Source organism: Pseudophaeobacter sp., from assembly GCF_048267565.1.
In the GTDB taxonomy this organism is placed as follows: Bacteria; Pseudomonadota; Alphaproteobacteria; order Rhodobacterales; family Rhodobacteraceae; genus Pseudophaeobacter; species Pseudophaeobacter profundi.
Genome location: NZ_JBLWXG010000001.1, coordinates 1,086,454 through 1,110,624, shown reverse-complemented (window position 1 = coordinate 1,110,624; position 24,171 = coordinate 1,086,454). Strand labels below are relative to the sequence as shown.

The 24,171-nt window shown below is 61.1% G+C and carries 27 protein-coding genes and 4 tRNA genes; 16 read left to right on the top strand and 15 right to left on the bottom strand.

What is annotated here, in order from left to right; translation table 11 throughout:
* Positions 1–188 precede the first annotated feature (188 nt).
* The 8 genes from bioB to ACN0VH_RS05180 all read left to right on the top strand — a co-directional run bounded on the left by bioB (position 189) and on the right by ACN0VH_RS05180 (position 9,512).
* Complete coding sequence (bioB, locus tag ACN0VH_RS05215; protein ID WP_417699764.1) at positions 189–1,169, top strand: biotin synthase BioB; 981 nt, start codon at positions 189–191, stop codon at positions 1,167–1,169.
* Complete coding sequence (locus ACN0VH_RS05210; RefSeq protein ID WP_417699763.1) at positions 1,166–2,404, top strand: 8-amino-7-oxononanoate synthase; 1,239 nt, start codon at positions 1,166–1,168, stop codon at positions 2,402–2,404. Before bioB ends, ACN0VH_RS05210 begins: the two co-directional genes overlap by 4 nt.
* A complete protein-coding gene (gene bioD, locus ACN0VH_RS05205; RefSeq protein ID WP_417699761.1) occupies positions 2,401–3,057 on the top strand; it encodes a dethiobiotin synthase in 657 nt (218 codons plus the stop codon). Before ACN0VH_RS05210 ends, bioD begins: the two co-directional genes overlap by 4 nt.
* Positions 3,057–4,355: an adenosylmethionine--8-amino-7-oxononanoate transaminase gene (gene bioA, locus ACN0VH_RS05200; protein ID WP_417699759.1), complete on the top strand. Its 1,299-nt coding sequence runs from the start codon at positions 3,057–3,059 to the stop codon at positions 4,353–4,355. The genes bioD and bioA overlap by 1 nt, the downstream gene beginning before the upstream one ends.
* A gap of 421 nt (positions 4,356–4,776) precedes the next feature.
* Positions 4,777–5,736: an ABC transporter substrate-binding protein gene (locus tag ACN0VH_RS05195; RefSeq protein WP_417699757.1), complete on the top strand. Its 960-nt coding sequence runs from the start codon at positions 4,777–4,779 to the stop codon at positions 5,734–5,736.
* A gap of 14 nt (positions 5,737–5,750) precedes the next feature.
* Positions 5,751–6,809 (top strand): quaternary amine ABC transporter ATP-binding protein, encoded by a 1,059-nt coding sequence (locus ACN0VH_RS05190; protein WP_417699756.1) that lies wholly within the window; start codon positions 5,751–5,753, stop codon positions 6,807–6,809.
* A complete protein-coding gene (locus ACN0VH_RS05185; RefSeq protein ID WP_278921074.1) occupies positions 6,802–8,856 on the top strand; it encodes an ABC transporter permease in 2,055 nt (684 codons plus the stop codon). Before ACN0VH_RS05190 ends, ACN0VH_RS05185 begins: the two co-directional genes overlap by 8 nt.
* Positions 8,857–8,990: 134 nt before the next feature.
* On the top strand, positions 8,991–9,512 hold the full coding sequence (locus ACN0VH_RS05180) for a DUF2478 domain-containing protein (protein ID WP_278921073.1): 522 nt from the start codon (positions 8,991–8,993) through the stop codon (positions 9,510–9,512).
* A 255-nt stretch (positions 9,513–9,767) separates the two neighbouring features.
* Here the strand turns inward: ACN0VH_RS05180 and ACN0VH_RS05175 are convergent.
* Positions 9,768–9,851, bottom strand: a tRNA-Tyr gene (locus tag ACN0VH_RS05175).
* A gap of 120 nt (positions 9,852–9,971) precedes the next feature.
* Between ACN0VH_RS05175 and rlmB the strand changes: the two genes are divergently transcribed.
* The 4 genes from rlmB to ACN0VH_RS05155 all read left to right on the top strand — a co-directional run bounded on the left by rlmB (position 9,972) and on the right by ACN0VH_RS05155 (position 12,499).
* Positions 9,972–10,763, top strand: a complete 792-nt coding sequence (gene rlmB, locus ACN0VH_RS05170) for a 23S rRNA (guanosine(2251)-2'-O)-methyltransferase RlmB (RefSeq protein ID WP_278921072.1) — start codon at positions 9,972–9,974, stop codon at positions 10,761–10,763.
* Positions 10,764–10,899: 136 nt separating this feature from the next.
* On the top strand, positions 10,900–11,223 hold the full coding sequence (locus ACN0VH_RS05165; RefSeq protein WP_417699753.1) for a hypothetical protein: 324 nt from the start codon (positions 10,900–10,902) through the stop codon (positions 11,221–11,223).
* A 139-nt stretch (positions 11,224–11,362) separates the two neighbouring features.
* On the top strand, positions 11,363–11,809 hold the full coding sequence (locus tag ACN0VH_RS05160) for a YHS domain-containing (seleno)protein (RefSeq protein WP_278921070.1): 447 nt from the start codon (positions 11,363–11,365) through the stop codon (positions 11,807–11,809).
* Between the two features lie 219 nt (positions 11,810–12,028).
* Complete coding sequence (locus ACN0VH_RS05155; protein WP_278921069.1) at positions 12,029–12,499, top strand: CoA-binding protein; 471 nt, start codon at positions 12,029–12,031, stop codon at positions 12,497–12,499.
* 260 nt (positions 12,500–12,759) lie between these two features.
* Here the strand turns inward: ACN0VH_RS05155 and ACN0VH_RS05150 are convergent, their stop codons facing one another.
* The 4 genes from ACN0VH_RS05150 to hisA form a co-directional block, all read right to left on the bottom strand.
* Positions 12,760–13,077 (bottom strand): phosphoribosyl-ATP diphosphatase, encoded by a 318-nt coding sequence (locus ACN0VH_RS05150; RefSeq protein ID WP_278921068.1) that lies wholly within the window; start codon positions 13,075–13,077, stop codon positions 12,760–12,762.
* The gene (gene hisF / locus ACN0VH_RS05145; RefSeq protein ID WP_417699751.1) at positions 13,074–13,835 is read right to left on the bottom strand and encodes an imidazole glycerol phosphate synthase subunit HisF; all 762 of its coding nucleotides are present in this window, start codon (positions 13,833–13,835) and stop codon (positions 13,074–13,076) included. Before hisF ends, ACN0VH_RS05150 begins: the two co-directional genes overlap by 4 nt.
* Before the next feature lie 105 nt (positions 13,836–13,940).
* Complete coding sequence (locus ACN0VH_RS05140; RefSeq protein WP_417699749.1) at positions 13,941–14,390, bottom strand: DUF2867 domain-containing protein; 450 nt, start codon at positions 14,388–14,390, stop codon at positions 13,941–13,943.
* A gap of 5 nt (positions 14,391–14,395) precedes the next feature.
* Positions 14,396–15,118 carry a 1-(5-phosphoribosyl)-5-[(5-phosphoribosylamino)methylideneamino]imidazole-4-carboxamide isomerase gene (gene hisA, locus ACN0VH_RS05135; protein ID WP_278921065.1) on the bottom strand — a complete coding sequence of 241 codons (723 nt, stop codon included), beginning with the start codon at positions 15,116–15,118 and terminating at the stop codon, positions 14,396–14,398.
* Between the two features lie 211 nt (positions 15,119–15,329).
* Here hisA and ACN0VH_RS05130 point away from each other — a divergent pair, with 211 nt between their 5' ends.
* The gene (locus ACN0VH_RS05130; protein ID WP_278921064.1) at positions 15,330–15,731 is read left to right on the top strand and encodes a DUF2147 domain-containing protein; all 402 of its coding nucleotides are present in this window, start codon (positions 15,330–15,332) and stop codon (positions 15,729–15,731) included.
* Positions 15,732–15,799: 68 nt separating this feature from the next.
* On the opposite strand, the gene ACN0VH_RS05125 is transcribed toward ACN0VH_RS05130, so the two are convergent.
* The 3 genes from ACN0VH_RS05125 to ACN0VH_RS05115 all read right to left on the bottom strand — a co-directional run bounded on the left by ACN0VH_RS05125 (position 15,800) and on the right by ACN0VH_RS05115 (position 17,637).
* Entirely contained in the window at positions 15,800–16,051 is a 252-nt protein-coding gene (locus ACN0VH_RS05125) for a WGR domain-containing protein (protein WP_417699747.1), read from the bottom strand.
* 233 nt (positions 16,052–16,284) lie between these two features.
* Positions 16,285–16,923, bottom strand: coding sequence for an imidazole glycerol phosphate synthase subunit HisH (hisH, locus tag ACN0VH_RS05120; protein ID WP_417699746.1), 639 nt, complete (start codon positions 16,921–16,923; stop codon positions 16,285–16,287).
* Positions 16,924–17,019: 96 nt separating this feature from the next.
* Positions 17,020–17,637, bottom strand: a complete 618-nt coding sequence (locus tag ACN0VH_RS05115) for a TetR/AcrR family transcriptional regulator (RefSeq protein ID WP_417699744.1) — start codon at positions 17,635–17,637, stop codon at positions 17,020–17,022.
* Between the two features lie 85 nt (positions 17,638–17,722).
* Here ACN0VH_RS05115 and ACN0VH_RS05110 point away from each other — a divergent pair, with 85 nt between their 5' ends.
* Positions 17,723–18,343, top strand: coding sequence for a DUF2306 domain-containing protein (locus ACN0VH_RS05110; RefSeq protein WP_417699742.1), 621 nt, complete (start codon positions 17,723–17,725; stop codon positions 18,341–18,343).
* Positions 18,344–18,399: 56 nt separating this feature from the next.
* On the opposite strand, the gene hisB is transcribed toward ACN0VH_RS05110, so the two are convergent.
* Positions 18,400–18,987, bottom strand: a complete 588-nt coding sequence (gene hisB, locus ACN0VH_RS05105) for an imidazoleglycerol-phosphate dehydratase HisB (protein WP_278921059.1) — start codon at positions 18,985–18,987, stop codon at positions 18,400–18,402.
* 179 nt (positions 18,988–19,166) lie between these two features.
* On the opposite strand from hisB, the gene ACN0VH_RS05100 reads away from it, so the two are divergent.
* Positions 19,167–19,406, top strand: a complete 240-nt coding sequence (locus ACN0VH_RS05100) for an Lrp/AsnC ligand binding domain-containing protein (protein ID WP_232400394.1) — start codon at positions 19,167–19,169, stop codon at positions 19,404–19,406.
* Positions 19,407–19,493: 87 nt separating this feature from the next.
* On the opposite strand, the gene ACN0VH_RS05095 is transcribed toward ACN0VH_RS05100, so the two are convergent.
* The 6 genes from ACN0VH_RS05095 to ACN0VH_RS05070 all read right to left on the bottom strand — a co-directional run bounded on the left by ACN0VH_RS05095 (position 19,494) and on the right by ACN0VH_RS05070 (position 23,723).
* Positions 19,494–20,846 carry an aminotransferase gene (locus ACN0VH_RS05095; RefSeq protein ID WP_278921058.1) on the bottom strand — a complete coding sequence of 451 codons (1,353 nt, stop codon included), beginning with the start codon at positions 20,844–20,846 and terminating at the stop codon, positions 19,494–19,496.
* A gap of 302 nt (positions 20,847–21,148) precedes the next feature.
* Positions 21,149–21,223 (bottom strand) — tRNA-Gly (locus ACN0VH_RS05090).
* Between the two features lie 218 nt (positions 21,224–21,441).
* A tRNA-Gly gene (locus tag ACN0VH_RS05085) sits at positions 21,442–21,516 on the bottom strand.
* A gap of 78 nt (positions 21,517–21,594) precedes the next feature.
* Positions 21,595–22,509, bottom strand: coding sequence for a NaeI family type II restriction endonuclease (locus ACN0VH_RS05080; RefSeq protein ID WP_278921056.1), 915 nt, complete (start codon positions 22,507–22,509; stop codon positions 21,595–21,597).
* A gap of 39 nt (positions 22,510–22,548) precedes the next feature.
* A complete protein-coding gene (locus ACN0VH_RS05075; protein WP_278921055.1) occupies positions 22,549–23,508 on the bottom strand; it encodes a DNA cytosine methyltransferase in 960 nt (319 codons plus the stop codon).
* A gap of 140 nt (positions 23,509–23,648) precedes the next feature.
* Positions 23,649–23,723, bottom strand: a tRNA-Gly gene (locus tag ACN0VH_RS05070).
* A gap of 203 nt (positions 23,724–23,926) precedes the next feature.
* Between ACN0VH_RS05070 and ACN0VH_RS05065 the strand changes: the two genes are divergently transcribed.
* Entirely contained in the window at positions 23,927–24,118 is a 192-nt protein-coding gene (locus ACN0VH_RS05065; protein WP_278921054.1) for a hypothetical protein, read from the top strand.
* The last annotated feature ends 53 nt before the right edge of the window (positions 24,119–24,171 follow it).

Below are 24,171 nucleotides of genomic sequence, written 5' to 3'. Positions count from 1 at the left end.
AGGCGACGGGTTGCCGTCAACTGGTATTTTGATAGATAAAATATAATATTATAATTCAATATCTTGATGGGTATTCTGCGGATTAATTCCGCGTTGCGGCATAAATCCTTTGTGCTGGCTGTATAATTATCTATAAAAACGAAAGCCATCTGGCCCAAGACCGCAACACCCGATCTTCAGGAGAGCCCATGCTGGACGCCGCCCCAATTCGAACCAACTGGACCCGCGCAGAGGCGGAAGAAATCTACAACAAACCCTTCATGGATCTGTTGTATGAGGCCCAGTCGGTGCACCGTCTGCACTATGATCCCAATCAGGTGCAGAAATCCAAACTGCTGAGCATCAAGACCGGTGGCTGCGCCGAAGATTGCGCCTATTGCTCGCAGTCGGCCCGCAACGGTGCCAAGCTTTCGGCCAGCAAGCTGATCGAGGTGGAGCGGGTGATCGCCGAGGCCAGGAAGGCCAAGGCAGGGGGCGCGACGCGCTACTGCATGGGGGCGGCCTGGCGCTCGCCCAAGGATCGCGACATGGCCGCACTTGAGGCGATGATCGAAGGCGTCAAGGATCTGGGGATGGAAACCTGCATGACCCTGGGCATGCTGGATGACAGCCAGGTCTTTCGCCTGCGCGACGCCGGGCTGGATTATTACAACCACAATATCGACACCTCGGAACGCTACTATTCCGAAATCATCACCACCCGCACCTTTGCCGACCGGATCGACACCCTGAACCGGGTGCGCGAGGCGGGGATGAAGGTCTGCGCCGGTGGCATTGTTGGCATGGGTGAACAGCAGATGGACCGCATCGACATGCTGCTGGCGCTGGCCACCCTGCAGGAGCACCCGGATTCGGTGCCGGTCAACATGCTGATCCCCATGCCGGATACGCCGCTGGCGGATGTGCCCAAGCTGGACCCGATTGAATTTGTCCGCACCATCGCGCTGGCGCGGATCCTGATGCCGAAATCCCATGTGCGGCTTTCGGCTGGGCGCACCGATATGTCGGATGAGCTGCAGGCGATGTGCTTCTTCGCCGGGGCCAATTCGATCTTTGTCGGCGACACGCTGTTGACGGCGGACAATCCCGAAGAGGACAAGGATCAGATCCTGTTCGACCGCCTTGGCATCACCGCCATGGGCGTGGGCTGCGATGGAAGCCAGCGATGAGCGCCGATATGACCGCTGGCATGACCGCAGAGACGCCGCCGCTGTTTCCCGGTCATGCGGCAGACCTGCAGAATTTGCGCCAGCGCGGCCGCTATCGTCAGCTGATGCCACGGGCGGGGCATGATTTTTCCTCTAATGACTATATCGGCCTGGCGCAGTCTGCGACGCTGAAGGCCGCCGCCCATGCCGCCCTGGATAGGGGGGTATCGGTTGGGGCAGGCGGGTCGCGTCTGTTGCGGGGCAATGACAGCGAACATTGCCTGCTGGAGGCCGAGGCCGCTGCCTTTTTTGGCAGTGAGGCGGCGCTGTTCATGGGCGGGGGCTTTAACGCCAATCAGGCGATTTTCTCGACCCTGCCGCAGCGTGGCGATCTGGTGCTCTATGATGCGCTGATCCATGCCAGCACCCATGACGGCATGCGTCTGGGGCGGGCTGAAATCTGCAAATTTGCCCATAACGATGTGGCGGATGCCAGCCGTCATATTGCCAAATGGCGCGCGGGTGGCGGCAGTGGTCAGATCTGGATCGCCATCGAGGCGGTCTATTCGATGGAGGGCACGCGGGCCCCCCTTGCGGCCTTTGCCAAGCTGGCTGAGGCTGAGGCGGCGATGCTGGTGGTGGACGAGGCCCATGCCACCGGGCTGTTTGGCGATCTGGGGCGCGGGCTGGCACATGACATCGCCCATTTGCCCCGGGTGTTGACCCTGCATACCTGCGGCAAGGCGCTGGGGGTATCGGGGGCTTTGATCTGTGGTGCGCAGGTGTTGATCGAATTTCTGATCAACCGCGGACGCGGCTTCATCTTTGCCACCGCGCCTTCACCGCTGAATGCGGCGCTGGTGCGGGCGGCGCTGGTGGATCTGGCAGGGAACCCGGCGCGGCGCGACCGGGCCTGGGAACGTATCGAACACGCCCAGGCCGAGGCGGCGCGGCTTTGCGGGCTGGTGGGGTTTGAAAGTCAGATCCTGCCGGTGATTCTGGGGCAGGATGAACTTTGTATGCAGGTGGCCAAAGGTCTTCAGGATCAGGGGTTTGACATCCGCGGCATTCGCCCGCCCACGGTGCCTGCGGGCACGGCGCGGTTGCGGATTTCACTGACCGGAAGTCTGAGCAAGCCGGTGATCACCGATCTGTTCGAACGGCTGGCGCCCGTGTTGCAAGATTTGTCGCCCGCTGGTGCATCCAAGGCTGACCCGGCCCCAGATCCGGCGCTAGACCAGGTGCGCAGCGCATGAGTGCCCTGGTGGTGACCGGCACCGATACCGGCATTGGCAAGACGGTGTTTTCCGCCGGTCTGGTGCAGGCGCTGGGGGCGCGCTACTGGAAACCGGTGCAGGCGGGGCTGGAAGAGGCAACCGACAGTGAGGTCGTCGCCCGCCTGTCCGGGCAAGAGGTCCTGACAGAGGGGTATCGCCTGCACTTGCCAGCCTCGCCGCATCTTGCGGCCGAGGCCGAAGGGGTGGAAATCGACCCGGCGCAGCTCTCCCTGCCTGCCTGCGATGGGCCATTGGTGGTCGAAGGTGCTGGCGGGGTGATGGTGCCGCTCAATCGCCGGATGCTCTATCTGGATCTCTTTGCGCGCTGGGGGGCGCCGGTGATCCTGTGCGCGCGCACCCAATTGGGCACCATCAACCATACGCTCTTGTCGCTGCAGGCGCTGCGGGCGGCGGGTTGCCGGGTTCTGGGGGTGGTCTTCATCGGTGCGCCCGAACGGGAGGTCGAGGATAGTATCTGCCTGTTTGGTAAGGTGGTGCATCTGGGGCGGCTGCCGATGATCCCCGGATTGGGGGAGGCTGCCGCCCGGCCGGGTCGTGCGGCCGGGTCTGACGCTCTGGCCAGGGCCTTTGCGACCCATATCAAGCTTGATCTGATCCGGGAGGTTCCGTGATGGGGGGAACTGATCTTACGCAGCTGGAATTCGACCAGCAGCACCTCTGGCATCCCTATACCAATGTGGCCAAACCCGGCCCGACCTTTGTGGTGAAAGAAAGCGAAGGTGTCTATCTGACGCTGGAGGATGGCACCCGGCTGATCGATGCCATGTCGTCCTGGTGGTGCATGATGCATGGTCACCGCCACCCGGCGATCACCGGGGCTATTCATGATCAGCTGGATCGGCTGCCGCATGTGATGTTTGGCGGGCTGACCCATGATCCGGCGATTGATCTGGGGCGTAAAATGTTGGCAATCACCCCGGCCAGCCTGACGCGGATCTTTTACTGCGACAGCGGCTCTGTCTCGGTAGAGGTGGCGATGAAGATGGCGGTGCAATACCAGCACGCCATGGGTTTCGCCGGGCGCAGCCAGTTCGCCACCGTGCGGTCCGGCTATCACGGCGACACCTGGAAAGCGATGAGCGTTTGCGACCCGGACACCGGTATGCACCACCTGTTTCAGGGGGCGCTGAGCGTGCAGCATTTCACCCCGCGACCGCCCATCCGGCTGGGCGAAGACTGGATCGAGGATCAGGCGCTGAATGGTATCGGCGCGCTGCGGGCGCTGCTAGAGGCCGGGGCGGAGAAAATCGCCGGCTTTATTCTGGAACCCGTGGTGCAGGGCACCGGCGGTATGTATTTCTATCATCCTGAATATCTGAACCAGGCGCGCGCGCTTTGTGATGAGCTGGGGATCTTGCTGATCTTTGACGAGATCGCCACCGGATTTGCCCGCACCGGAGAACTGTTCGCGACTGATTTCTGCGCGGTGGAGCCGGATATCATCTGTCTGGGCAAGGGGTTGACCGGTGGCCATATCTCTTTCGCCTGCACCCTGACCAATGACCGGGTGGCGCTGGGCATTGGGGGCGGCAATCCGGGTATCTTTATGCATGGGCCAACCTATATGGCCAACCCCCTGGCCTGCGCGGCGGCCCTGGCGGCGCTGAATGTGCTGACAGGGCAGGACTGGCGCGGTCGGGTCGCGGCGATTTCTGATCAGCTACAGCAAGAGCTGGCACCCGCCCGTGCATTGTCCAAGGTCCGCGATGTGCGGGTGCTGGGGGCGATTGGCGTGATCGAAATGCAGCAGCCTGTTTCGGCGGATGCCGCCCATGCGCTGGCACCTGAAATGGGGGTCTTTCTGCGCCCCTTTGGCAAGAATATCTACACCATGCCCCCCTTCATCACGACGCCCGCCCAGCTGAGCAAGATCACCGCAGGCATGCTGCGGCTCGCGCAAGACCTGTAGCGTCGCGCCTGGGGCAACGCCCTTCCCCCCTTGTCGCTGTCCTGTTGTGGCGAGGGGGATTGGCCCATAGGTTGGCTGCAGCAGGCCAAGAATCGAGTCGGCGCTTGCCTTGGCGCGGTGGTGCTAAGGCGGCTTGCCCGGCGAATGGGCAGGGTTGGATTGTTCCTTCGTTCAAGAAATTGAATGAACAATCAAAAAAACCTGCGAAGTCCGCCGTAAAACCTCGACAAAGCGTCGCAAACCGTTCAAACACTTGTGGCAGGCCCGGTCACACTTGGTGCAATGCCGAGGGCCGCCCCCCGAGGTCACGCGGCACCGTGGTGGTGTCAACGAAATCCTTGGGGCGTGTGAACCGCTGGGTTCCATCAAACTGCGCCCGGCCTATCCTAGCGATTGGCGGGCAAAAACAGGGAAATCAACAATGAAAACGACGACATTTGCATGTGTTTTGAGCGCGGCATCATTGGCCGCTGGCATGGGGCAGGCGGCTGAATTGGGCGCGGTCGACAAGCCGATCAAACTGGCAATCAATGAATGGACCGGCCAACATGTTTCGACCCATATTGCGGGTGAAATGCTTAAGGCGGCGGGCTATCAGGTGGAATATGTCACTGCGGGCATGATGAACCAGTTCCAGGCCATCGCCGATGGTGAAATCCACGCCACAATGGAAATCTGGTCTTCCAATGTGTCGGACCAATATGCCGAAAAAATCACCGAGGGCACCATCGTCGAACTGGGCGATCTGGAGCTGGCGGCCAAGGAAGGCATTGCCTATCCGGCCCATGTGGCGGAACTCTGCCCCGGTCTGCCTGCCTGGGAGGCGCTGAAAGACTGCGCGCCGCTGTTTGCTTCGGCGGAAACTCTGCCAGCGGGTCGTCTGGTGGATTACCCTGCCGATTGGGGCACCCCTGGTGCTGATCGCATGACCGGCCTGGCGCTGCCGTTCAAGGCGGTGCCTGCGGGATCCGAGGGGGCTTTGATTGCCGAGCTGCGCGCCTCGACCGAGCGCAAATCGCCGCTGCTGATTACCTTTTGGCAGCCGCATTGGGCGATGTCTGCCTATGATGTGAAATTTGTCGACCTGCCGGTGGGCGAAGAGGCCTGCTTTACCGACCCGGCCTGGGGGCCAAACCCGGATGCGGTGAATGACTGTGATTTTGCACCGTCTCGCATCTTCAAGGCCGCCTGGTCCGGCACGGCTGAAACATGGCCTGCGGCCTTTGAAATCCTGTCGAACTACACCCTTGCAGTGGAAGATCAGCAACCCATGATGGGCGCGATTGATGTCGATGGCGGCGAGGTCACAGAGGTTGTTGCGGCCTGGATGGCTGCCAATGAAGACAGCTGGCGCCCCATCGTCGACGCCGCGACCAAGTGAGCGAGGCAACTGCCGTGACCGGGTCTGAAACCCCCGCCATTTCCTGCCGGAATCTCTGGCAGGTCTTTGGCGACAATGCTGACAGCGCCCTGAAACAGGCGCTGTCACAACATAAAAGCGCCGATGCGGTGTCGCAGGCGCTGCGTGCCAAGGGGCTGGTTCCTGCGGTGCAGGACGCCAATTTCGATGTCAAGGAAGGCGAGCTTTTCGTGATCATGGGCCTGTCCGGTTCCGGGAAGTCGACCCTGATCCGCTGCATCTCGCAGTTGCTGCCGGCCTCGGGTGGGGAAATCCGCATCGAGGGCGAAGACATCGTCTCGGCCAGCAAGGCACGGCTGATCGCGCTGCGGCGCAAGACGCTGGGCATGGTGTTTCAGCATTTTGGTCTGTTTCCCCATATGACGGTGGCCGACAATGTGGCCTATCCGCTGCGGGTGCAGGGCATCAAGCGCAAGGCGCGGCGGGCCAAGGCGCAGGAGGTCATCGAACTGGTGGGGCTGGCAGGGCGCGAAGATCGCTATCCGCGGGAATTGTCGGGCGGGCAGCGTCAGCGGGTTGGCATCGCCCGATCCTTGGTAACCGATTGTTCGGTCTGGTTTCTCGATGAACCCTTTTCGGCGCTGGATCCGCTGATCCGCCGCCAGTTGCAGGATGAATTTCTTGATATCCAGGCCAAGCTGAAGACCACCATCGTCTTTATCACCCATGATATCAACGAGGCGCTGAAACTGGCAGATCGTATTGCCATCATGCGCGATGGCAAGATCGTGCAGATCGGCACGCCCGCCGATATCGTGCTGAATCCGGTGGACGACTACGTGCGTGAGTTTTCCAAGGATGTCGCCAAGGGGCGTCATGCCAATGTGGCCTCTGTCATGCAAAGCCCGGACGGCAACAGCTATGGTGTCGATGATCCGGGGCTGCGCCGCGACATGACGCTGGATGCGGCGCTGGCGCGCTGTATGGATCTCTATGATCCTGTGCCGGTGCGCGACAGCGATGGCACATTGGTTGGGGTTATCAATCCGGCTGACCTGGCAGCTGCCCTGCAGGTGGAAACAGATCATGTCTAATGCGCTTGCGGCCCGCGGGCTTGGCAAAGGTGCCCTGGCGGCGCTGATCGCGGGTGTCGTCGGGGCGTTCTGTCTGCTGTTCGAGGGGCTTTGGCCCTGGCTGAGCAGCTATCCAAACGACTGGGTGCTGCCGACCAGTGATGCTGTCGGCGGCGCGGTCAAAGGCGGGCTCGACTACCTCAAACCTGCCGCGCGGGTGTTTTCGACCCTGATGGCCTATCCGATGACGGCGGCGAATACCGTTCTGGCTGTGCTGCCCTGGCCCTTGCTGATTGCCGCCACCGTGGCGCTTGGCTGGCGGTTGGGCGGAGTCAAGATGGCGGCCATGGCGGCGATCGGGCTGGGGCTGGTGCTGGCGTCCGGCTATTGGCAGCAGGGGATGAACACCCTGGCGCTGGTTGCGGTTTCGGTGCCGCTGGCGCTGCTGGCGGGGGCAATGATTGGCATCTTTGCCAATGAATTCCCGCGCTTTCGCGCGCCGGTACAGGCGCTGCTGGATGTGATGCAGACGGTGCCGACCTTTGCCTATCTAACGCCTTTGCTGGTGCTCTTTGGCTTTGGCCCTGTTGTTGGGCTCATTGCCTCGGCGATCTATGCGGCACCGCCTATGGCGCGCAATGTTCTGCTTGGGCTGCAACGGGTTGAGCCAGAAGTGAAGGAAGCAGCGGTAATGTCCGGGGGCACCCGGATGCAGCAGTTGTTCCAGGTAGAGATCCCGGCGGCCAAGGTGCAGATCATGGTGGGGGTCAACCAATGTCTGATGGCGGCCCTGTCGATGGTGATCATCGCGGCCGTCATTGGCGGGTTCAATGACATCGGCTGGGAAGTGCTGCTGACCATGCGCAAGGCGCAGTTTGGCCCGGCCATGTTGGCAGGGTCGGTCATTGTGATCTTTGCCATCCTGATCGACCGGATGAGTGCCACCCTGGCGCAGGAACGTCGTCGGCTTTGGGATGGGCGTATTTCGCTGGCGATCCTGCTGCTGGGGCTGGTTGTTAGCCTGGTCTTCTGGCGCTCGCTTGGCCACCCGGACAGCTATCGGCTGCTGGATCCGCTGGCGAATGGGCTGGACAGTTGGCTGACCGATTTCACCCGTGCCAATGCAGAATTGCTGACCAACTTCAAGAATGGCGTGATGTTCTATGTGCTGTTGCCGCTGCGCATTGGCCTGGATCAGGCGATCCTGCCCTTCACCTGGGGGTTTCAGTGGACCTCGGGGATGAGCCTTGGCTTTTATGCGGTGGCGGCAGTTGTGGCCTTGGGGCTGGCGCTGCGTGGGCAGCCTACCCTGGGGTTGGTGGTCTTGATCGCTGCGGGCATTCTGGAGACCGGCGTGTCCCAACTGCCCTGGCCCTTTGTGTTGATCGGTGTTGGCGCGCTGTCCTGGGTGGCAGGGGGCTATCGTCTGGCGCTGCTCTCGGTGGTGCTGCTGTCGACCATCCTGGTTTCGGGCCTGTGGGACCGCGCCTTGCTCTCGCTCTACCTGTCGGGGGCTGCGGTCTTTGCCTGTGCGGTGCTGGGTGGCGGTATCGGCGTGCTTTGCGCCGTTTCCCCCATGGTCTGGCGGCTGGTGCGACCAATCTGCGACATGCTGCAGACCATCCCGCTGTTTGTCTTTCTTATCCCGGTGCTGATGGTGTTTCAGATTGGCGAGTTCTCGGCCTTTCTGGCGATCATCGCCTATGCCATCGTGCCGATGATCCGTTACACACGGCAGGGGCTTATCGCCACCCCAGATGAGATGATCGAGGCTGCGACGGCATCCGGTGCGACGCGCTGGCAGATGATGCGCGATGTGCGTGCGCCCTATGCGGCGCCCACGATCCTGCTGGGGCTGAATCAAACCATTCTCTATGCCTTTGCCATGCTGGTGATTGCGGCGCTGATCGGCACCACCGGCCTGGGCCAGTCGATCTATCTGGCGCTGGGGCAGGCGGATGTCGGGCTGGGCATTTCTGCCGGGGCGGCCATGGCGATCCTGGCGCTGATTGCCGACCGGATTGTTCAGGGCTTTGCCGAAGAGCGCAAAAAGGCGCTGGGGCTCTAGCCTCCGGCTGCCAGCATACCCGCGCCGCCGCCGCATTCGTGCCGGGCGGCGCGGCAATTCCGCCTCTGGTATCGGGGGGGAATTGCGGGTAGCACTTGAGGCATACTTCCAAATCACTGATGAGAGGGCTTTTGATGCATCTGGCCTATGTCATGACCGAAACCCGTGGCGGCACCGACCGGCTGCTGAGCAGCCTGGCCGAGGCGCTGGACGCCAAAGGCATTGCGCTGGCGGGCATTGTGCAAACCAATACCGAATGTAGCGATGACACCCTGTGCGACATGGATGTGCGGGTGTTGCCCGACGGCGAGACCATTCGCATTTCGCAATCCCTGGGCGCTGGTGCTCGTGGGTGCCGTCTGAACCCAGAGGCGCTGGAACAGGCGGTGGGGCAGGTGACCAGCAGCCTGCACGCAGAGCCCCGCCCAGAGGTTCTGATCGTCAATAAATTTGGCAAGCACGAAGCCGATGGCCGCGGTATGCGCCCGGTGATCGCCGAAGCTCTGTCGCAGGGGCTGGTGGTGGTGTCGGGGGTGAACCGGATGAATGTAGAGGCCTTCAAGGCCTTCTCGGATGGTATGGCAGTGCAGGGTGCTGCCGATCTGGACGGGCTGGTGGCCTGGGTTGAGGCCGCACTGGCAAAAGACGCGGCATGATCGGGGCAGGGCGCTCACCGGGCCTGTTTTCTGTTTTTTCCTGGTGACTTGGTTTTCCTGCTGATGTGGACTGCCTAGGCTATTGGCCTGTCTGACCTACTGGTCGGGCAGGCGTCCAAGATGGATGAGAGTCAGAGAACGCAGATCGGGGCAGGTCGACGGAACGCGATTTTCTGCCGCCCAGATCAGTGGGATCATTTTTCAGATCATCTTCGTTGAATGTCTCGCCATTTCCATCCACAGTTCGGGAGGAAATGGTGGGCGACCCTGGAATCGAACCAGGCGTGCGTCTCCGCGAGGGAGTTACAGTCCCCTGCCACACCTTGCGGCCTGTCGCCCACTGTCAGGTGAGTGTTGCACCTAACGTGAAGGCGTGATTACTAGCGCCACCGAGGGGCGTCAACCGAAAATCACAAGTTTTTTTGCCCTGACCTGAAATTCCTTTTGCCGGAGAGATCTATGTCCAAGAAACCCACCAAAAAGCCCCAGTGGGTGATTGAAAAGGAGCAGAACAAGAAGGCCGGCGGAGAAGAGACTGTCTGGCTCTTTGGGTTGCACGCGGTGCGCGATGCCTTGCTGAACCCAAAGCGGGAAAAACTGCGTCTGATCGTGACCTTGAATGCCCAGAACAAGCTGGAAGAGGCCATCGCCGAGTCGGGGATCGAGCCGGAACTGGTTGAGCCGCGCAAATTCAACGCACCGCTGGATCCGAACTCGGTGCATCAGGGGGCTGCACTGGAGGTGAAGCCGCTGAACTGGGGCTCGCTGTCGGAAAACTGCATCGGTGCCGAACTGCCGCGGGTGATTTTGCTCGACCGGGTGACCGACCCGCATAATGTCGGCGCCATCCTGCGTTCCGCCGAGGTCTTTGGCGCCAGTGCGGTGATTGGCACCCGGCACCATTCAGCCCCGGAAACCGGCGCGCTGGCCAAAACCGCATCTGGCGCGTTGGAGCGCCAGCCCTATCTGCGGATGCGCAACCTTGCCGATACCATCACAGAGCTGCAGAACATGGGCTATGTGGTACTGGGTCTGGACGGCGAGGCAGAGCAGACGATCGAGAGCTGCCTGGAAGGGCGCAAGGATCTGCCGGTTGCCTTGGTTCTGGGGGCGGAAGGTCCCGGCCTGCGGCAAAAGACCAAGGAAACCGTAGATCATCTGGTCAAAATCGACGCAGCGGGCGGATTTGGCTCGCTCAACGTCTCAAATGCGGCGGCAATTGCCCTATATGCATCCCTAGAGCGGTCCTGAGAAGCCGCCAGCATTTAGGGGAAGGGACGGCCAGACAATGTCACAATGCGGTAGCCATGGCGGCAAGATATTAAGCTGTTGTTATTGCGGCGTGCAGTCGGCCTTTTTGCCGGTTGCCGCCGCGCAGCGATCCGGGATGTCTGCGCTGATCTGCAGCACCTGCGGCGCGCCTCTGGCCGCCCAGAAAGCGCGCCCCCTGACCCCCGGCAAAGGCGCCAGCCTGCCAAGCGCGACAAGATTGCCCGCTGTTTCGGCACCAGCGGCAGGCGCTGGCCTCCCCCCCGGTCGAAGCAAGCCGCAGAAGAAAAGCAAGGCAAAGAAAAGCACCAAGAAGAAAGTCCAGCAGGCCAAATATGCGCAGCCCGTGCCGCGCAGGGGAAAGCCGGTCAAAAAGCGCAAGGGCCTGTTTGAAAAACTGCTCTCCGAGGCGGTGGATCTTGTGGAAGATATTTTCGACTGAACGCCTGGCGGATCCAGGCGCATGGCCCATCTGCCGTCGGACCTAGCGCGTGATCACATCTGTGTAACCGGGCTTTGCAAAGCCACGGTTCTGAGGCAGGTTCAAGCCGTTCCACGTTCTGCCTTTGGAGGCTCTCTTGGTGTTTCGCCAGATATTTGCGGCCCTGGTCGTTTTTGTACTGACTGCTCCGCTCCCGTTGCGGGCGGATTCGCCGATTTTTTCTAGCCGCGATGGTCTTGCACTCGGGGGGTATGATGTTGTGGCCCTGGTCGAGGAAAGAGGCACCATCGCCGGGCTGCAGGACTTTGCCCTGATGTGGAAAGGCGTTGTATGGCGCTTTGCGACATCGCAGAATCAGGCCAGGTTTGAGGCCAACCCAAGGGCCTATGCGCCTGTTTTTGGTGGCTATTGCGCCTATGCCATGTCGCAGGGCCACCTGGCGATAGGCGATCCGCATATGTCCTTGATGCGCAATGGGCGGCTTTATCTGTTGAACAATCCGTCGGTGCGCGACATCTGGCTGGAGGCGGCCCCGCAGCTGTTGGTGGCGGCACAGGCGAATTGGCCGATGGTGCTGCGCGACTAAGGCGGATTTGAGCCAAAACTAAAAAAGATCCGACGACATCTTTTTTTTTACTGTTGCCATACTACATCTATTGGGACTGCGGGGTGGAACCTCCGTAGATCTTTTTAATGTCCCTCGTTCCATACCTTGCGCCTGGATCTCTGCGATCCGGGCGTTTTTTTGTCTTGCGCGTCGGTCCCGGGCCTAGGCGCTGCGCTACGGGTACGCTAGGTCTGTGGGATGACAGAATATACCGACAGCCATTTGAAAGCGATTCTGCAGCGCAGCCACACCATTGCGGTGGTTGGGGTATCGATGAACCCGGTGCGCCCCAGCTATTATGTGGCGCGCTATCTTGGCCTGAAAGGATATCGGGTGATCCCGGTCAATCCTGCCCATGCTGGCAAGCGTCTGTTTGGTGAACTGGTGCAGCCCAGCCTTTCGGCGATTGTGGATCCGGTGGATATGGTTGATATCTTTCGCCGCTCTGAGGCGGTGCCGCCCATTGTCGAAGAAGCGCTTGAGCATTTTCCGGCGTTGAAGTGCATCTGGATGCAGATCGGGGTAGAGCATGCCGCTGCCGCTGCCATGGCTGAGGCACGTGGCGTCGATGTGGTGCAAAACCGCTGTCCCAAGATCGAATATCAGCGCCTCTTTGGCGAACTGCGCATGGGTGGCTTTGCCACCGGGATCATTTCCTCAAAACTGTAACATCCAGCCGCGGCGGTGGCTCCGGCCCGTCGGGCTGGCATCACGGATGCCAGCCTCCCGTTGGGCCCAGCCGGGCCTGCGGCCCGGCAAGGCAGGAAAAAGCGGCTGAGAAGCGTCTGAGGGGCCGATCTGCCCCTCAGAGCGCCGGTCCGAGTTTGTGAAAGCTGCTGCCTCAAGGGTGAACCGCGCCAGGGCGCGACCGCCCAGGGGCGGCCCTTGACCCAGCCCTATGGCTGCGAGGGGGCTGGAAATGGCGGGCCTTAGGTCTGGGGGCGGGCAGCTTTTTCGGCCAGGCCGCTGATGTTCTGGCGTTTGGCCAGCTCCTCCAGGACCGTATCCAGGGTGACATTCCGCGCGGCCAGCATCACCAGGAAGTGGTAGAGCACATCCGCACCTTCGCTGGCCAGTTTGTCGGTGTCGCCCTTGACGGCCTCGATCAGGGCCTCGATGGCCTCTTCGCCAAATTTTTCGGCGCATTTTTCCGGTCCCTTGGCGAGCAGCTTGGCCGTCCAGCTGCTGTCGGGGTCTGCGGATTTTCGCGCCTGGATGGTGGTTTCTAGATCGTGCAGGATGCTCATGTCAGCCTCATGGGGATACCGGCGGCGGCCATGTGTTGTTTCGCCTGCTGGATGGAAAATTCGCCAAAGTGAAAGATTGACGCGGCCAGCACAGCGCTGGCACCGCCCTTGGTGACGCCTTCGACCAGGTGATCGAGAGTGCCGACGCCGCCAGAGGCAATCACCGGCACATTGACCGCATCGGAAATTGCGCGGGTCAGCGGCAGATTGAAACCGGATTTCGTGCCATCGCGATCCATTGAGGTCAGCAGGATTTCCCCTGCGCCCTTGGCCACCACGGTGCGGGCAAAATCGACCGCATCAATGCCGGTTGCGCGACGTCCGCCATGGGTGAAGATTTCCCATTTTCCGGGACTGACGGTCTTGGCGTCTATGGCGCAGACGATGCACTGGCTGCCAAATTGTTCGGCGGCCTCGGCAATCACGTCGGGGCGGGCCACGGCGGCAGAGTTGAAAGAGACCTTGTCGGCACCTGCCAGCAGCAAAGCACGCACGTCTTCGCGTGTACGCACGCCGCCGCCAACGGTCAGTGGCACAAAGCATTGTTCGGCAGTGCGGCGCACCACGTCAAACATGGTGCCGCGGTTTTCATGGGTGGCATGGATGTCGAGAAAGGTGATTTCATCGGCACCGGCGGCGTCATAGGCCTTGGCCGATTCCACCGGGTCGCCCGCATCGCGCAGGCCGATGAAATTGACGCCTTTGACGACGCGGCCGTCGGCCACATCCAGGCAGGGAATGATGCGGGTTTTCAGCACGTCATTGCTTCCTTTTGCTGGTCTTGTGGTCAATGCCACGCCCCGCGGAAAAAGGCCAGTGCAAGCAGATCGCGGCGCAGGCCAGGGGAGGGCCGCCTGGTCGGTTCAGACCCGTTTCACCGCATTGCGGACGATGAGCACATGAAAGGGCATGATCAGGCGCAGATAGAGGCGGCCAAAGCGGTTTTTGGTTCGCACCCAGGTGGCAAAATAGATCTGGCCTTCCTGTTTGAGAACCGAGATGCGAAAATCCAGGTGCTTGTCGTCCAGCCCCAGGATCAGTTCATTGTCCGACCGGTTGACAAGCGGGAAAAACCCGATTTTTTCGGGGCTGGTGATCTCGGTATTCAGGCCAAAGGGGGTAACCAACAGATTGCGCAGGCGCATCAGGGCGGAAACCCAGGCAGGAAATTTGAAGGCACGTTCGGCGGCCTCTTCCAGGGGGCGGTCGGTGGAAGAGGCGTAGCAATCGACAAAATCGCCTGGCTGAATGCCCGCGGGCTGCTGGAACAGCAGGCTGGATGACGGCAGCGCTGTTGCCCTGACCTGTCCCATGTGGATCAATCCCTTAGGACGTCAAGGGCTGCGACCAGATCGATGGCGCCATCATATAGCGCCCGGCCAGAGATGGCCCCGTTCAGCGGCGCGCCACAGCTTTTCAGATCCTTCAGGTCCTGCAGGGATGACACCCCGCCGGACGCGATCACCGGGATCGAAACCGCATTGGCCAGATCGGCGGTGGCCGCCACATTGGGGCCTTTCATTGCGCCGTCGCGCATGATGTCGGTGTAGATGATGGCGGCGACGCCTGCGTCTTCAAAGCTGCGGGCCAGATCGGTGACCATGACATCGGTTTCCGTTGCCCAGCCCTTGGTGGCGACGCGGCCATTGCGCGCGTCAATGCCGACGGCGACCTTGCCGGGGAATTCGCGCGCAGCCTGGCGCACCAGATCGGGGTTTTCCACTGCGACAGTGCCAAGAATCACCCGCGCCAGGCCCTTGTCGATCCAACGTTCAATGGTTTTCATGTCGCGAATGCCGCCGCCCAGCTGGGCCGGTACATTGCATTGTTTCAGAATTTCCTCGACCGGGGCGGCATTGACCGGTTCTCCGGCAAAGGCGCCGTTCAGATCAACCAGGTGCAGCCAGTCGCAGCCCGCGTTGACGAATTCCAGCGCCTGGGCGGCGGGGTTGTCGTTGAAGACGGTGGTCTTGTCCATGTCGCCATGCAGCAGGCGCACGGCCTGGCCATCTTTGAGATCGATTGCGGGATAGAGGATCATATGCGCAGCCTTTGTGATCTGGGGCGCCGCCAGGGCTGGCCACGCCTGTTGGGCGCTGTTTTGCACGGGCTGGCTGTGAAATGCAACGCGACCTAAAGTCAGGCTTGCCTGAAAAGCCGTCTCTGCGCCACTGTGGGGGCCAAAGGGGGCGGTTTTGCGCTGCACCCGGACCTATACGACCGCAGAGGCAGACAAAAATGGGAGAGACGCGATGAAACGGTTTATGGCAACTGCACTGACCAGCCTGGCCCTGGCTACGCTGACCAGTGCCGGAGCGGCCCTGGCGGATCCGGTTTTGGGCACCTGGAAGACCCAGCCGGATGATGGCGCCTATGCGCATATTGAAATGACCCGCTGTGGCGCGGCGATCTGCGGCAAGATCGCGCGCACCTTTACCGATAGTGGCGAATATGCATCGCCCAATATCGGCAAGACCCTGGTGATCGATATGGTGGCGCAGGGGGATGGCCACTACACCGGAGAAGTATGGCGACCGTCAAATGACAAGATCTATACGGGCAAGATGGATCTGGACGGCAATTCCCTGGCGCTGCGCGGCTGTGTAGCGGGCGGGTTGATCTGTTCCAAACAGGCCTGGTCACGGGTGAAATAGGCGGCAGAACCGGCGCGGCGGTGAACCATGATCCGGGGAAGACGTGACCTGTGCGATCCTGGTTGGGGCTAAAGCAGCCCCAGTTGCACTGGCAGTGGCACAAAACCGCGCTTGAGCAGGGCATCGCGTTGCGCGTCAAAGCCCTGCTGCGCTTCTTGCTGTTGCAGGAAATAGGCGCGGCTTTCCTGTCCGCCTGGGGCGCCGATCGGGCCCTTGGCCTGTTCCAGGCACCATTCGCCAAACAGCGTCTGGCTGAGCCTGAGAATGCAGTAGCGGTGGCGGCCATCCACATAGTCGAATTTTTCAAGTCGGGTCTGCACGGGCGAAATTTGAACCTGTGATTTGCGGGACTTTACCTATGCCCGCAAAGCCGCCCCCTGTCCATTGCCGAGATCGCGCTGCGTTATGCGCTGAGCTTGGGGGGGGAAGTTGGGCAAGAGCGCCAGCGCTGCGGCTTTGGGAGGCCATCGTGCAATTAGGTATTTAGGGTAAGATGAAATCAGCGCAGCGACCAATTGCCATTGGTGTCTTTGCGATGCAGGCCTTGGCGCCTTCAGGGGGTCCAGCGCAGGAAGTTGCCAATCATCCGCAGCCCGACCGCTTGGCTTTTTTCCGGGTGGAACTGCATGCCCAGCATGGTGTCGCGGCCAATAACGGCGGTGACATCGCCGCCGTAGTCCACATGGGCCAGCCGCTGGGCATCGGCGCTGGCGCGGAAATGGTAGGAATGCACAAAATAAACGTGATCCCCTGAAGCAATGCCTTCAAAAACCGGGTGGGCATTGTCAATCACCAGATTATTCCAGCCCATATGCGGCACCTTGAGGCTGGCATCTTCCGGGGTGATTTTCACGACATCGCCCGCGACCCAGTCGAGGCCGGGGGTCTCGCTGTATTCATGGCCCGTGGTGGCCATCAGCTGCATGCCGACACAGATTCCCAGGAAGGGGCGGCCCTTTTGTTCCACCGCTTCCAGCATTGCCTCGTAGATGCCTTTATGGCCTCGCAGTTCTGCGGCGCAGGCCGGGAAGGCACCGTCACCGGGCAGGACCAGCCGGTCGGCACGCGCTACCACATCGGCATCCGAGGTGACGATGACCTCTCCGGCATCCATGTCCCGTGCCATCCGTTGAAAGGCTTTTTCGGCGGAATGAAGATTGCCGGATTCATAGTCGATGATGGCTGTCAGCATGGGGGCGTTCCTTGGTGAGAGGCCTTTGACCTCTCTCTATTTGTGCCAAAGGTCAAGAGTGGCGCGATGGGGCGGGTGATTTGGCGCGGCGCTGCATCAGTTCGGATCTGGCGCGGCGGTGCCAATCTGGTTGAGCAGGGCCATAACGGGAGCAAAGAGAGCATGGTGATCGGAGCGACCGTTTCCGGGGCCAAAGATGCCTGCCAGAAACAGATGCGAAAAGCCGTGGATCAGCGACCAGACCTGGGTTTCGACGATCCGGGGGTCAGTGCCGTTGGGCACAAAGGGGGCGCAGGTCTCGCGCAGAACACCATAGGCGGTGGTCTCACCTGCTTTCAGGTTGTCCGGATTCTGCGGCAGCGCCCCACAAGAGAAGATCAGCGCAAAAAGCGCTGGGTTTTCCACCGCAAAATCCAGATACCCCCTGCAGAGCGAGAAAATGCGGCCCTCGGGGTCCTGGGGGCCCTGGGCGCGACTGTGCAGGAGGTGACGACGAAAGCGGTCAAAGCCTTCCTGGGCGATGGCTGCGCGCAGCCCGGCCAGACCATCAAAATGATGGGCCGGCGCCGCATGAGAGACTCCGGCGCGGGCAGCGCAGCGCCGCAGGGTCAGCTGGTCTAGCCCCGATTCGGTCAGGATTTCGATACCGCTCTGGATGAGCGCGGCCGCGAGATCGCCGTGATGGTGCGGTTTCTTGTCTGTCTGGTTGTTCATTTGGCCAGGGTAACAGCCATCTTGACAGCGTCAAGTCGCTGTGATTTTGACTATGTAAAGTTTACACTGTCAAATTGGAGATAATATGCTTGTCCGACCTTCCCTGATCCGTCTGCGCAGCGCCGTCTCTTGGGGCTTGTCTATCTTGGTCGCCCTGGCGTCCTGGCGGTTCTTGTTTCTGGGGGTAGAGCAATCAATGCCCTTTGTTGCCTATCACGCGCAGGTGCGGCCGCTGGGGTTCTATGCCCATATCGGCCTTGCACCGGTGGCGCTGGCCTTGATGCCGTTTCAGTTCTGGATCGGGCTGCGGCAGCACCGCCCGCAGCTGCATCGCTGGATCGGCCGTATCTATGGCGTGGCGATCCTGCTGGCGGGGCTGGGCGGCTTGCAGATGGCATTTGGCACCACGGCGGGGCCGGTTGCGGGGCTGGGGTTTGGCCTGTTGGCGATTGCCTGGCTGGGGAGCACCGGCCGTGGCATCTGGCTGGCGTGGCAGGGGCGCATTGCAGAACACCGGGCCTGGATGATCCGTTCTGCCGCTTTGACATTTGCGGCGGTGACGCTGCGGCTCTATCTGCCGCTGCTGTTTGTCACCTTGGGTGAAACAGCGGGCTATAGTCTGGTGGCCTGGGCCTGCTGGCTGCCGAATCTGGTCGTGGCGGAATGGATCTTGCGGCGCAACCGATCACTGCTGGCCGCCGCCTGATCTGACGGCGGGATCGTCCCGCCGCCGCCATTCGCCGTTGTGAGTTGAAACCGGGGCTAGAGCGCCCCTTTGGTAGAGGGGATGGCATCTGATTTGCGCGGATCCGTTTCCACTGCCAATCGCAGGGCGCGGGCCACAGCCTTGAAGGCGGCTTCGACGATGTGGTGGCTGTTAAAGCCATGCAGCTGGTCGATGTGCAGGGTGATGCCGCCGTGGGTGGCGAAGGCGGTGAAAAACTCGCGCACCAGCTCGGTGTCGAAGGTGCCGATCTTCTGGGTCGGGATGTCAACATTCCATACCAGAAAAGGGCGCGCCGACAGATCCAGGGCGCAGCGCACCTGGGCATCATCCATTGGCAGGTGGCATTCGCCATACCGCCGGATGCCTTTCTTGTCGCCAAGCGCCTTTGCCAGCGCCTGCCCGAGGGCAATGCCGGTGTCTTCGACGGTGTGGTGATCATCAATGTGATAATCGCCTTTGGCGCGGATGGTCATGTCGATCAGCGAATGACGGGCCAGCTGGTCGAGCATATGGTCAAAAAAGCCAACGCCGGTCTGATTGTCATATGAACCCGCGCCATCGAGAGTGATCTCGACCGTGATTTCGGTTTCGGCGGTCTGTCGGCTGATCTTGGCGCTGCGCATGGGGCATTCCTTCGTGTCTGCCTGGCACTTATAGGGTGGAGAGGGGGGCTGGCTCAAGGGCTTTGCGATGGCCTGCGGATTGGGGGCTATTTGCCACGGGCAGGCCATTGCGCCGGGCGGCTGTGCGTGCCAGCTTGGGCGGGAAATCAGTTGCTCACACCAGATCAAAAGGGGCGCCCATGTCGACCTGCGTATTCATCCAGATCCGTTGCAAACCCGGTTCCACCTACAAGGTGGCCGAGGATATCGCCCTGCGCGAAATTCACTCTGAACTTTATTCTACCAGTGGCGAATATGACCTGCTGATGAAGCTGTATATTCCAACGGATGCCGATGTGGGGAAATATATCAATGATCACTTGCTGGTCATCCCTAATATTGAACGCTCGCTCACCACCATGACCTACAAGGTCTTTTGACCGCGGATAGATCCGCCCCCAGAATGTAGAAACGCCCCAGAGTGATCCGGGGCGTTTTTTATTGCTGTTTTCTGGCGGCGCCGACGATCAGTTGTCCAGGTGGCCAGCGGCCTTGAGGCTGTCATAGCTGGTATCCAGGGCGATTTTGACCCGTGCCAGCATATCGTCGATTTCAGCCTTGGTGATGATCAGCGGCGGACAGAAGGCCAGGGCATTGCCCGCAACGGCCCGCAGGATCACGCCGTTGTCCTGACAGGCTTTGACAGCGGCGGCACCGCCTTTGCCGCCGGCAATTGTCGCGCCGGTGGTTTTGTTGGAGACCAGTTCCAGCGCCGCAATCAGCCCCTTGCCGCGCACCTCTCCCACCAGCGGGTGGTCGGTAAAGATGCGGCGCAGCTCTGCCTGCAGGTAATCGCCAACCTCGGCGGCGTGACCAAACAGGTTGTCGCGCTCGTAGATCTCCAGCGTTTTCAGGGCGGCAGCGCAGGCAGCGGGGTGGCCGGAATAGGTATAGCCATGGCCAAAGACGCCAACCTCATTTGAGGGCGCCACCATTTCCTTGTACATCCAGCCGGGGATGACGCTGGCAGAAATCGGAAAATAGGCCGAGCTGAGCTGTTTGGCAAAGGTCATCAGGTCGGGCTTGATGCCCATGGTGGTGCAGCCAAAATCGGCGCCGGTGCGACCAAAGCCGGTGATGACCTCATCGGCCCAGACCAGAATGCCATGTTTGCGCAGCAGCGCCTGCAGTTTCTCATAGTAGCCCTCTGGTGGCACAATCACGCCCGAGGCACCGGTGATGGGCTCCATGATCATCGCGGCGATGGTGTCGGGGTCTTCGGCCAGGATCTGCTGTTCAAGATTGTCGAGGATCCGGTCAACAAACTGCGCTTCGGTCTCGTTGCCCTTGCGGCCGGTGTAATAATGGGGCGCATCGGTGCGCAGGATGTGCAGCGCCTCTACGGGGGCGTCAAAATGCGCCAGATTGGCGGGCAGCGAGGTCAGCGACCCGGCCGCCACGGTAACGCCGTGATAGCCGCGCTCGCGGGTGATGATCTTGCGCTTTTCCGGTTTGCCGATGGCATTGAAGTAATAGCGCAGCATCTTGTAGTGGCTGTCATTGGCATCCGAGCCAGAGTTGCCAAAGAAGATATGCGCGTCTTCCACCGGCACCATGGCGGCCAGCTTGTCGGCCAGATCAATCAGAGGCTGATGGGTCTTGCCGCCAAAGGAATGGCTAAAGGGCAGGGTGTTCAGCTGGGCGGTGATGGCCTCGATCACCTCTGTGTTGCTATACCCCAGAGAGGTACACCAAAGCCCAGCCAGGCCTTCGATGTATTTATTGCCTTCGCTGTCAAAGACATAGATGCCTTCCCCGCGGTCCAGGCACATGGTTTCGGTCGCTGTGAGATTGGTGGTCGGATAGACGACTGGGGCCATTGCTGAATTCCTCTTGTGATGCGCCTGCCTTGCGGACAGGGGCGCAGATAATCAATGGGCGCGCGGCGGATGACTCGGCGCGCCTGGGCCAGCATTGGCCTGTTTTCAAACAGAGGTCAAAGGAATTTGATCAAAAGTTCCGCGACCCTTTGTGCCAATCCGTGCCTGTGCCTGCCTGCGCCTGGGCGGCAATGGCCGGGGGCTGGGCAGCAGTGGTCAAGGTGGGGCCGTTCATCTGCGGTGGGAGCGCCACAAAAAAGGCCGCTGATGCGGTATGCATCAAGCGGCCTGTTTGATCCAAATGGAGCGGGCGAGGCGATTCGAACGCCCGACCCTAACCTTGGCAAGGTTATGCTCTACCCCTGAGCTACGCCCGCGCTACATTTGGTGAAGCGGTATTTAGGCAAAGCCGGGCGGGGCCGCAAGGGTAAAATGTGCTGCCGAGAAGAGTTTTTATCCGGGGGAAGCAAGGAGGCGTGGTGCCCCAGATGTCAGGCCGTCAGCAACCAGGCAGTCAGCAATCGGGCAGCCAACAAACAGGCGCCACAAAAAAGGCCGCCGATGCGGATGCATCAAGCGGCCTGTTTGATCCAAATGGAGCGGGCGAGGCGATTCGAACGCCCGACCCTAACCTTGGCAAGGTTATGCTCTACCCCTGAGCTACGCCCGCGCTGCATTTGGTGAAGCGGTATTTAGGCAAAGCCGAGCGGAGCCGCAAGAGGAAAAATGCGCCAAGGGCAGAGATTTATTATGTCCCGGTGTTGTGCGGCAGCGGGGGCAGGCGAAACCCTGCCTGCTGCGCCAGCCGGTGCTGCTGCTCGGTGCGCGGGCGGCAAGAGATGAACTCGGAACTGCTGCAACCTGCCAGCCCCAGCGCCTTGATCAGCTGGCTGTCATAGTGGCCCGAGAGCAGCAGAATGCCCTCCCGCTCTAGGTGGTCGCGGGTGCCGCGCCCGTTGTCGGATCGGATCCGGCGCATGAAATCCTTTTGCTGCGCCACCGCCTCGACCACATCACGGGCGATGGGGGTGTTCTGGATCAGCCGAAACAGGCAGGCCATGCGGGCATTGCCGGTCTGTGCCGAAAAGATTTCTGCCACCTGGTCCGGGTTCTGGCAGCGCCAGAAATTCGCCGGATAGTCATGATCACACAGCAACCAGAGGATATGGCCAAAGCCGCTGGCCGAAACCGCCCCCTTGCCATCCTTGTTCTTGCCCTGGGTCAGATAGGCCGGGCGGGCGACAATCAGGCCCAGATAGCAGCGGGCGCGCTGTTCGTCGGCGGCCACCAACAGGCAGGGCTGATCCAGCGCTTCGGTTGGAATCATCCAATTGCTGCCCATCGTGTTCTTGATATCGACATCGCGGCCCAGGATCTGGGTATCCAGCCGCCCGCGCGGCAGGCGCAGCAGGGCGCGCAGCTCGATCTCGACGCGGGTGCCGATATAGGTCTTTTCGGTTTTCTCCAGCTCTTCATAGGCGCGCCGCCCGGTTTTGGGCGTCATGATCACATCATCAATGCAGCGGCGCAGCAGAACGGGAAAGTCCTGCTGCAGCACCAGCACGCCGCCGGCGCGGGCGGTGATTTCTGTCGCCAGTTCGGTCAGCAGATCATAATCCGCATGGCCGGGCACAATCAGGCTATCGGGCAGTTTCTGCTTCATCCTGGGCCGTTTCCGCCCTCGGGGGCGTTGTGCGGGATATCAGGCGCGCACGGCATGGAGCTTGGGCTTGGCGATGGCGGCTTTCAGTTGCAGCGCGACGGCCTCGGCGACCGGCGGCGGGAAGGCATTGCCGACCTGGCGGTAGGCATTGGTTTTGGCCCCGGTGAAATGCCAGGCATCGGGAAAACCCTGAATGCGGGCGACCATGCGCACGGTCAGCCGTGGCATATCATTGTGAAAGGGATCGGGGGCCTCAACGGCGATGGTGCGCCCCTCAACCCCCAGGGACGCCCAGGCGCGCCGCGCCCGTGTCGGGCCCAGATCCGGGCCGCCATGTTTTTTGGATCCACCAACGATGGTGGGGGCAATTTCATCGGCCTGGGCGGCCCAGTCTTTGGCCCCGCGCCAGCCGCGCGCCTGCATCAGGTCCAGCAGGGTTTCCCCTACGGTGCGCGGATTGTGGGGCAGCGGTTCGGGCCAGGCAAAATCGCCGGCAAATTCGCGCCGCAGCGCGATGATCGCCACGCGGGGGCGCAGCTGTGGTACGCCGTAATCCGATGCATTCAGCAGTCGCCAGTCGGTTTCATAGCCCAGTTTGGCCAGCTGCCGCTTCAGTTTTTCACGGTAGTCGTGAAAGGCGGCATCCAGAAAGCCGCGCACATTTTCGATCATCACCGCGCGTGGACGGCTGGCATCGACGATATGAATGGCGTCATCAAACAGGTTGCGTTCGTCCTTTTCGCCCAGCTGTTTTCCCGCCACGGAAAAGGGCGGGCAGGGCAGGCCACCGGCCAATAGATCAATGCCCCTGTAGGCACTGGCGTCCTCTTTGAACAGCCGCACATCTTCTTCCAGCACGTTCCAGTTGGGGCGGTTGTGGCGCAGGGTGGCGCAGCAATGCTTGTCTATTTCCACCAAGGCAGTGTGATCAAAACCGGCTCGTTCCAGCCCAAGCGCCTGGCCGCCAGCCCCGGCGCAAAGTTCCACGGATGTGAGCATGTCGTCTTGCCTGCCTGTTGCTGTTTTGCGTTCTGGATCTGTTCCTAGGCGGAAAGCTGATTCCGCGCAAGCTCTTGCTAGGGTCTCTTATTGCAACGCGAAAGGCCACCCCAAGATGGGATGGCCTTTTCGTTTCCAAATGGAGCGGGCGAGGCGATTCGAACGCCCGACCCTAACCTTGGCAAGGTTATGCTCTACCCCTGAGCTACGCCCGCGCAACATTTGGTGACGCCGACCTATGCATTCCTGTCCTCGCCCGCAAGTCAAAAATGCCGCTGCGGCGCGAAAAAAAGTCAAATCCCGCGACGGAAGCCGGGCAGACCTGCGTTTAGGTCAGAGGGTGCCCTGCGACAGGGGGGAAATCCTGCGCCCCAGTCGCGGGGCGCGACAAGACAAGATGACGAGAGTGGAGCGATACATGCGTAAGACCAAAGACACCCTGCGGCTCACAGCCTTGGTAGCGGCGATCACTCTGGGGCTTTGCGTGCAAAACCTGGCAAGTCCGGGCGGGCGATGGGATCCGCGCGCAGCGTTGGACCTGCCTGAGCAGCAGCCACATTGGCTGGCCTCTCCGGTCAGGGTTGAAACGCTGGCGCCCTATCTGGGCTAGGGCTGCGCGATATATCTGCTGCCCCCGCAGGTAAGGCGGAGGCAGCTATTCGT

Excerpts from the sequence above, each read along its gene's own strand:
- ACN0VH_RS05065 (WP_278921054.1), top strand. The coding sequence starts at position 23,927 with ATGCGTAAGACCAAAGACACCCTGCGGCTCACAGCCTTGGTAGCGGCG.
- bioD (WP_417699761.1), top strand. The coding sequence starts at position 2,401 with ATGAGTGCCCTGGTGGTGACCGGCACCGATACCGGCATTGGCAAGACG.
- ACN0VH_RS05155 (WP_278921069.1), top strand. The coding sequence starts at position 12,029 with ATGACAGAATATACCGACAGCCATTTGAAAGCGATTCTGCAGCGCAGC.
- ACN0VH_RS05115 (WP_417699744.1), bottom strand. The coding sequence starts at position 17,637 with ATGAACAACCAGACAGACAAGAAACCGCACCATCACGGCGATCTCGCG.
- ACN0VH_RS05140 (WP_417699749.1), bottom strand. The coding sequence starts at position 14,390 with ATGGGACAGGTCAGGGCAACAGCGCTGCCGTCATCCAGCCTGCTGTTC.
- ACN0VH_RS05080 (WP_278921056.1), bottom strand. The coding sequence starts at position 22,509 with ATGAAGCAGAAACTGCCCGATAGCCTGATTGTGCCCGGCCATGCGGAT.
- ACN0VH_RS05210 (WP_417699763.1), top strand. The coding sequence starts at position 1,166 with ATGAGCGCCGATATGACCGCTGGCATGACCGCAGAGACGCCGCCGCTG.
- rlmB (WP_278921072.1), top strand. The coding sequence starts at position 9,972 with ATGTCCAAGAAACCCACCAAAAAGCCCCAGTGGGTGATTGAAAAGGAG.
- ACN0VH_RS05100 (WP_232400394.1), top strand. The coding sequence starts at position 19,167 with ATGTCGACCTGCGTATTCATCCAGATCCGTTGCAAACCCGGTTCCACC.
- ACN0VH_RS05185 (WP_278921074.1), top strand. The coding sequence starts at position 6,802 with ATGTCTAATGCGCTTGCGGCCCGCGGGCTTGGCAAAGGTGCCCTGGCG.
- hisH (WP_417699746.1), bottom strand. The coding sequence starts at position 16,923 with ATGCTGACAGCCATCATCGACTATGAATCCGGCAATCTTCATTCCGCC.
- bioB (WP_417699764.1), top strand. The coding sequence starts at position 189 with ATGCTGGACGCCGCCCCAATTCGAACCAACTGGACCCGCGCAGAGGCG.
- hisA (WP_278921065.1), bottom strand. The coding sequence starts at position 15,118 with ATGATCCTCTATCCCGCAATCGATCTCAAAGATGGCCAGGCCGTGCGC.
- hisB (WP_278921059.1), bottom strand. The coding sequence starts at position 18,987 with ATGCGCAGCGCCAAGATCAGCCGACAGACCGCCGAAACCGAAATCACG.
- ACN0VH_RS05180 (WP_278921073.1), top strand. The coding sequence starts at position 8,991 with ATGCATCTGGCCTATGTCATGACCGAAACCCGTGGCGGCACCGACCGG.
- ACN0VH_RS05130 (WP_278921064.1), top strand. The coding sequence starts at position 15,330 with ATGAAACGGTTTATGGCAACTGCACTGACCAGCCTGGCCCTGGCTACG.
- bioA (WP_417699759.1), top strand. The coding sequence starts at position 3,057 with ATGGGGGGAACTGATCTTACGCAGCTGGAATTCGACCAGCAGCACCTC.
- ACN0VH_RS05095 (WP_278921058.1), bottom strand. The coding sequence starts at position 20,846 with ATGGCCCCAGTCGTCTATCCGACCACCAATCTCACAGCGACCGAAACC.
- ACN0VH_RS05195 (WP_417699757.1), top strand. The coding sequence starts at position 4,777 with ATGAAAACGACGACATTTGCATGTGTTTTGAGCGCGGCATCATTGGCC.
- ACN0VH_RS05165 (WP_417699753.1), top strand. The coding sequence starts at position 10,900 with ATGTCTGCGCTGATCTGCAGCACCTGCGGCGCGCCTCTGGCCGCCCAG.
- ACN0VH_RS05075 (WP_278921055.1), bottom strand. The coding sequence starts at position 23,508 with ATGCTCACATCCGTGGAACTTTGCGCCGGGGCTGGCGGCCAGGCGCTT.
- ACN0VH_RS05110 (WP_417699742.1), top strand. The coding sequence starts at position 17,723 with ATGCTTGTCCGACCTTCCCTGATCCGTCTGCGCAGCGCCGTCTCTTGG.
- ACN0VH_RS05150 (WP_278921068.1), bottom strand. The coding sequence starts at position 13,077 with ATGAGCATCCTGCACGATCTAGAAACCACCATCCAGGCGCGAAAATCC.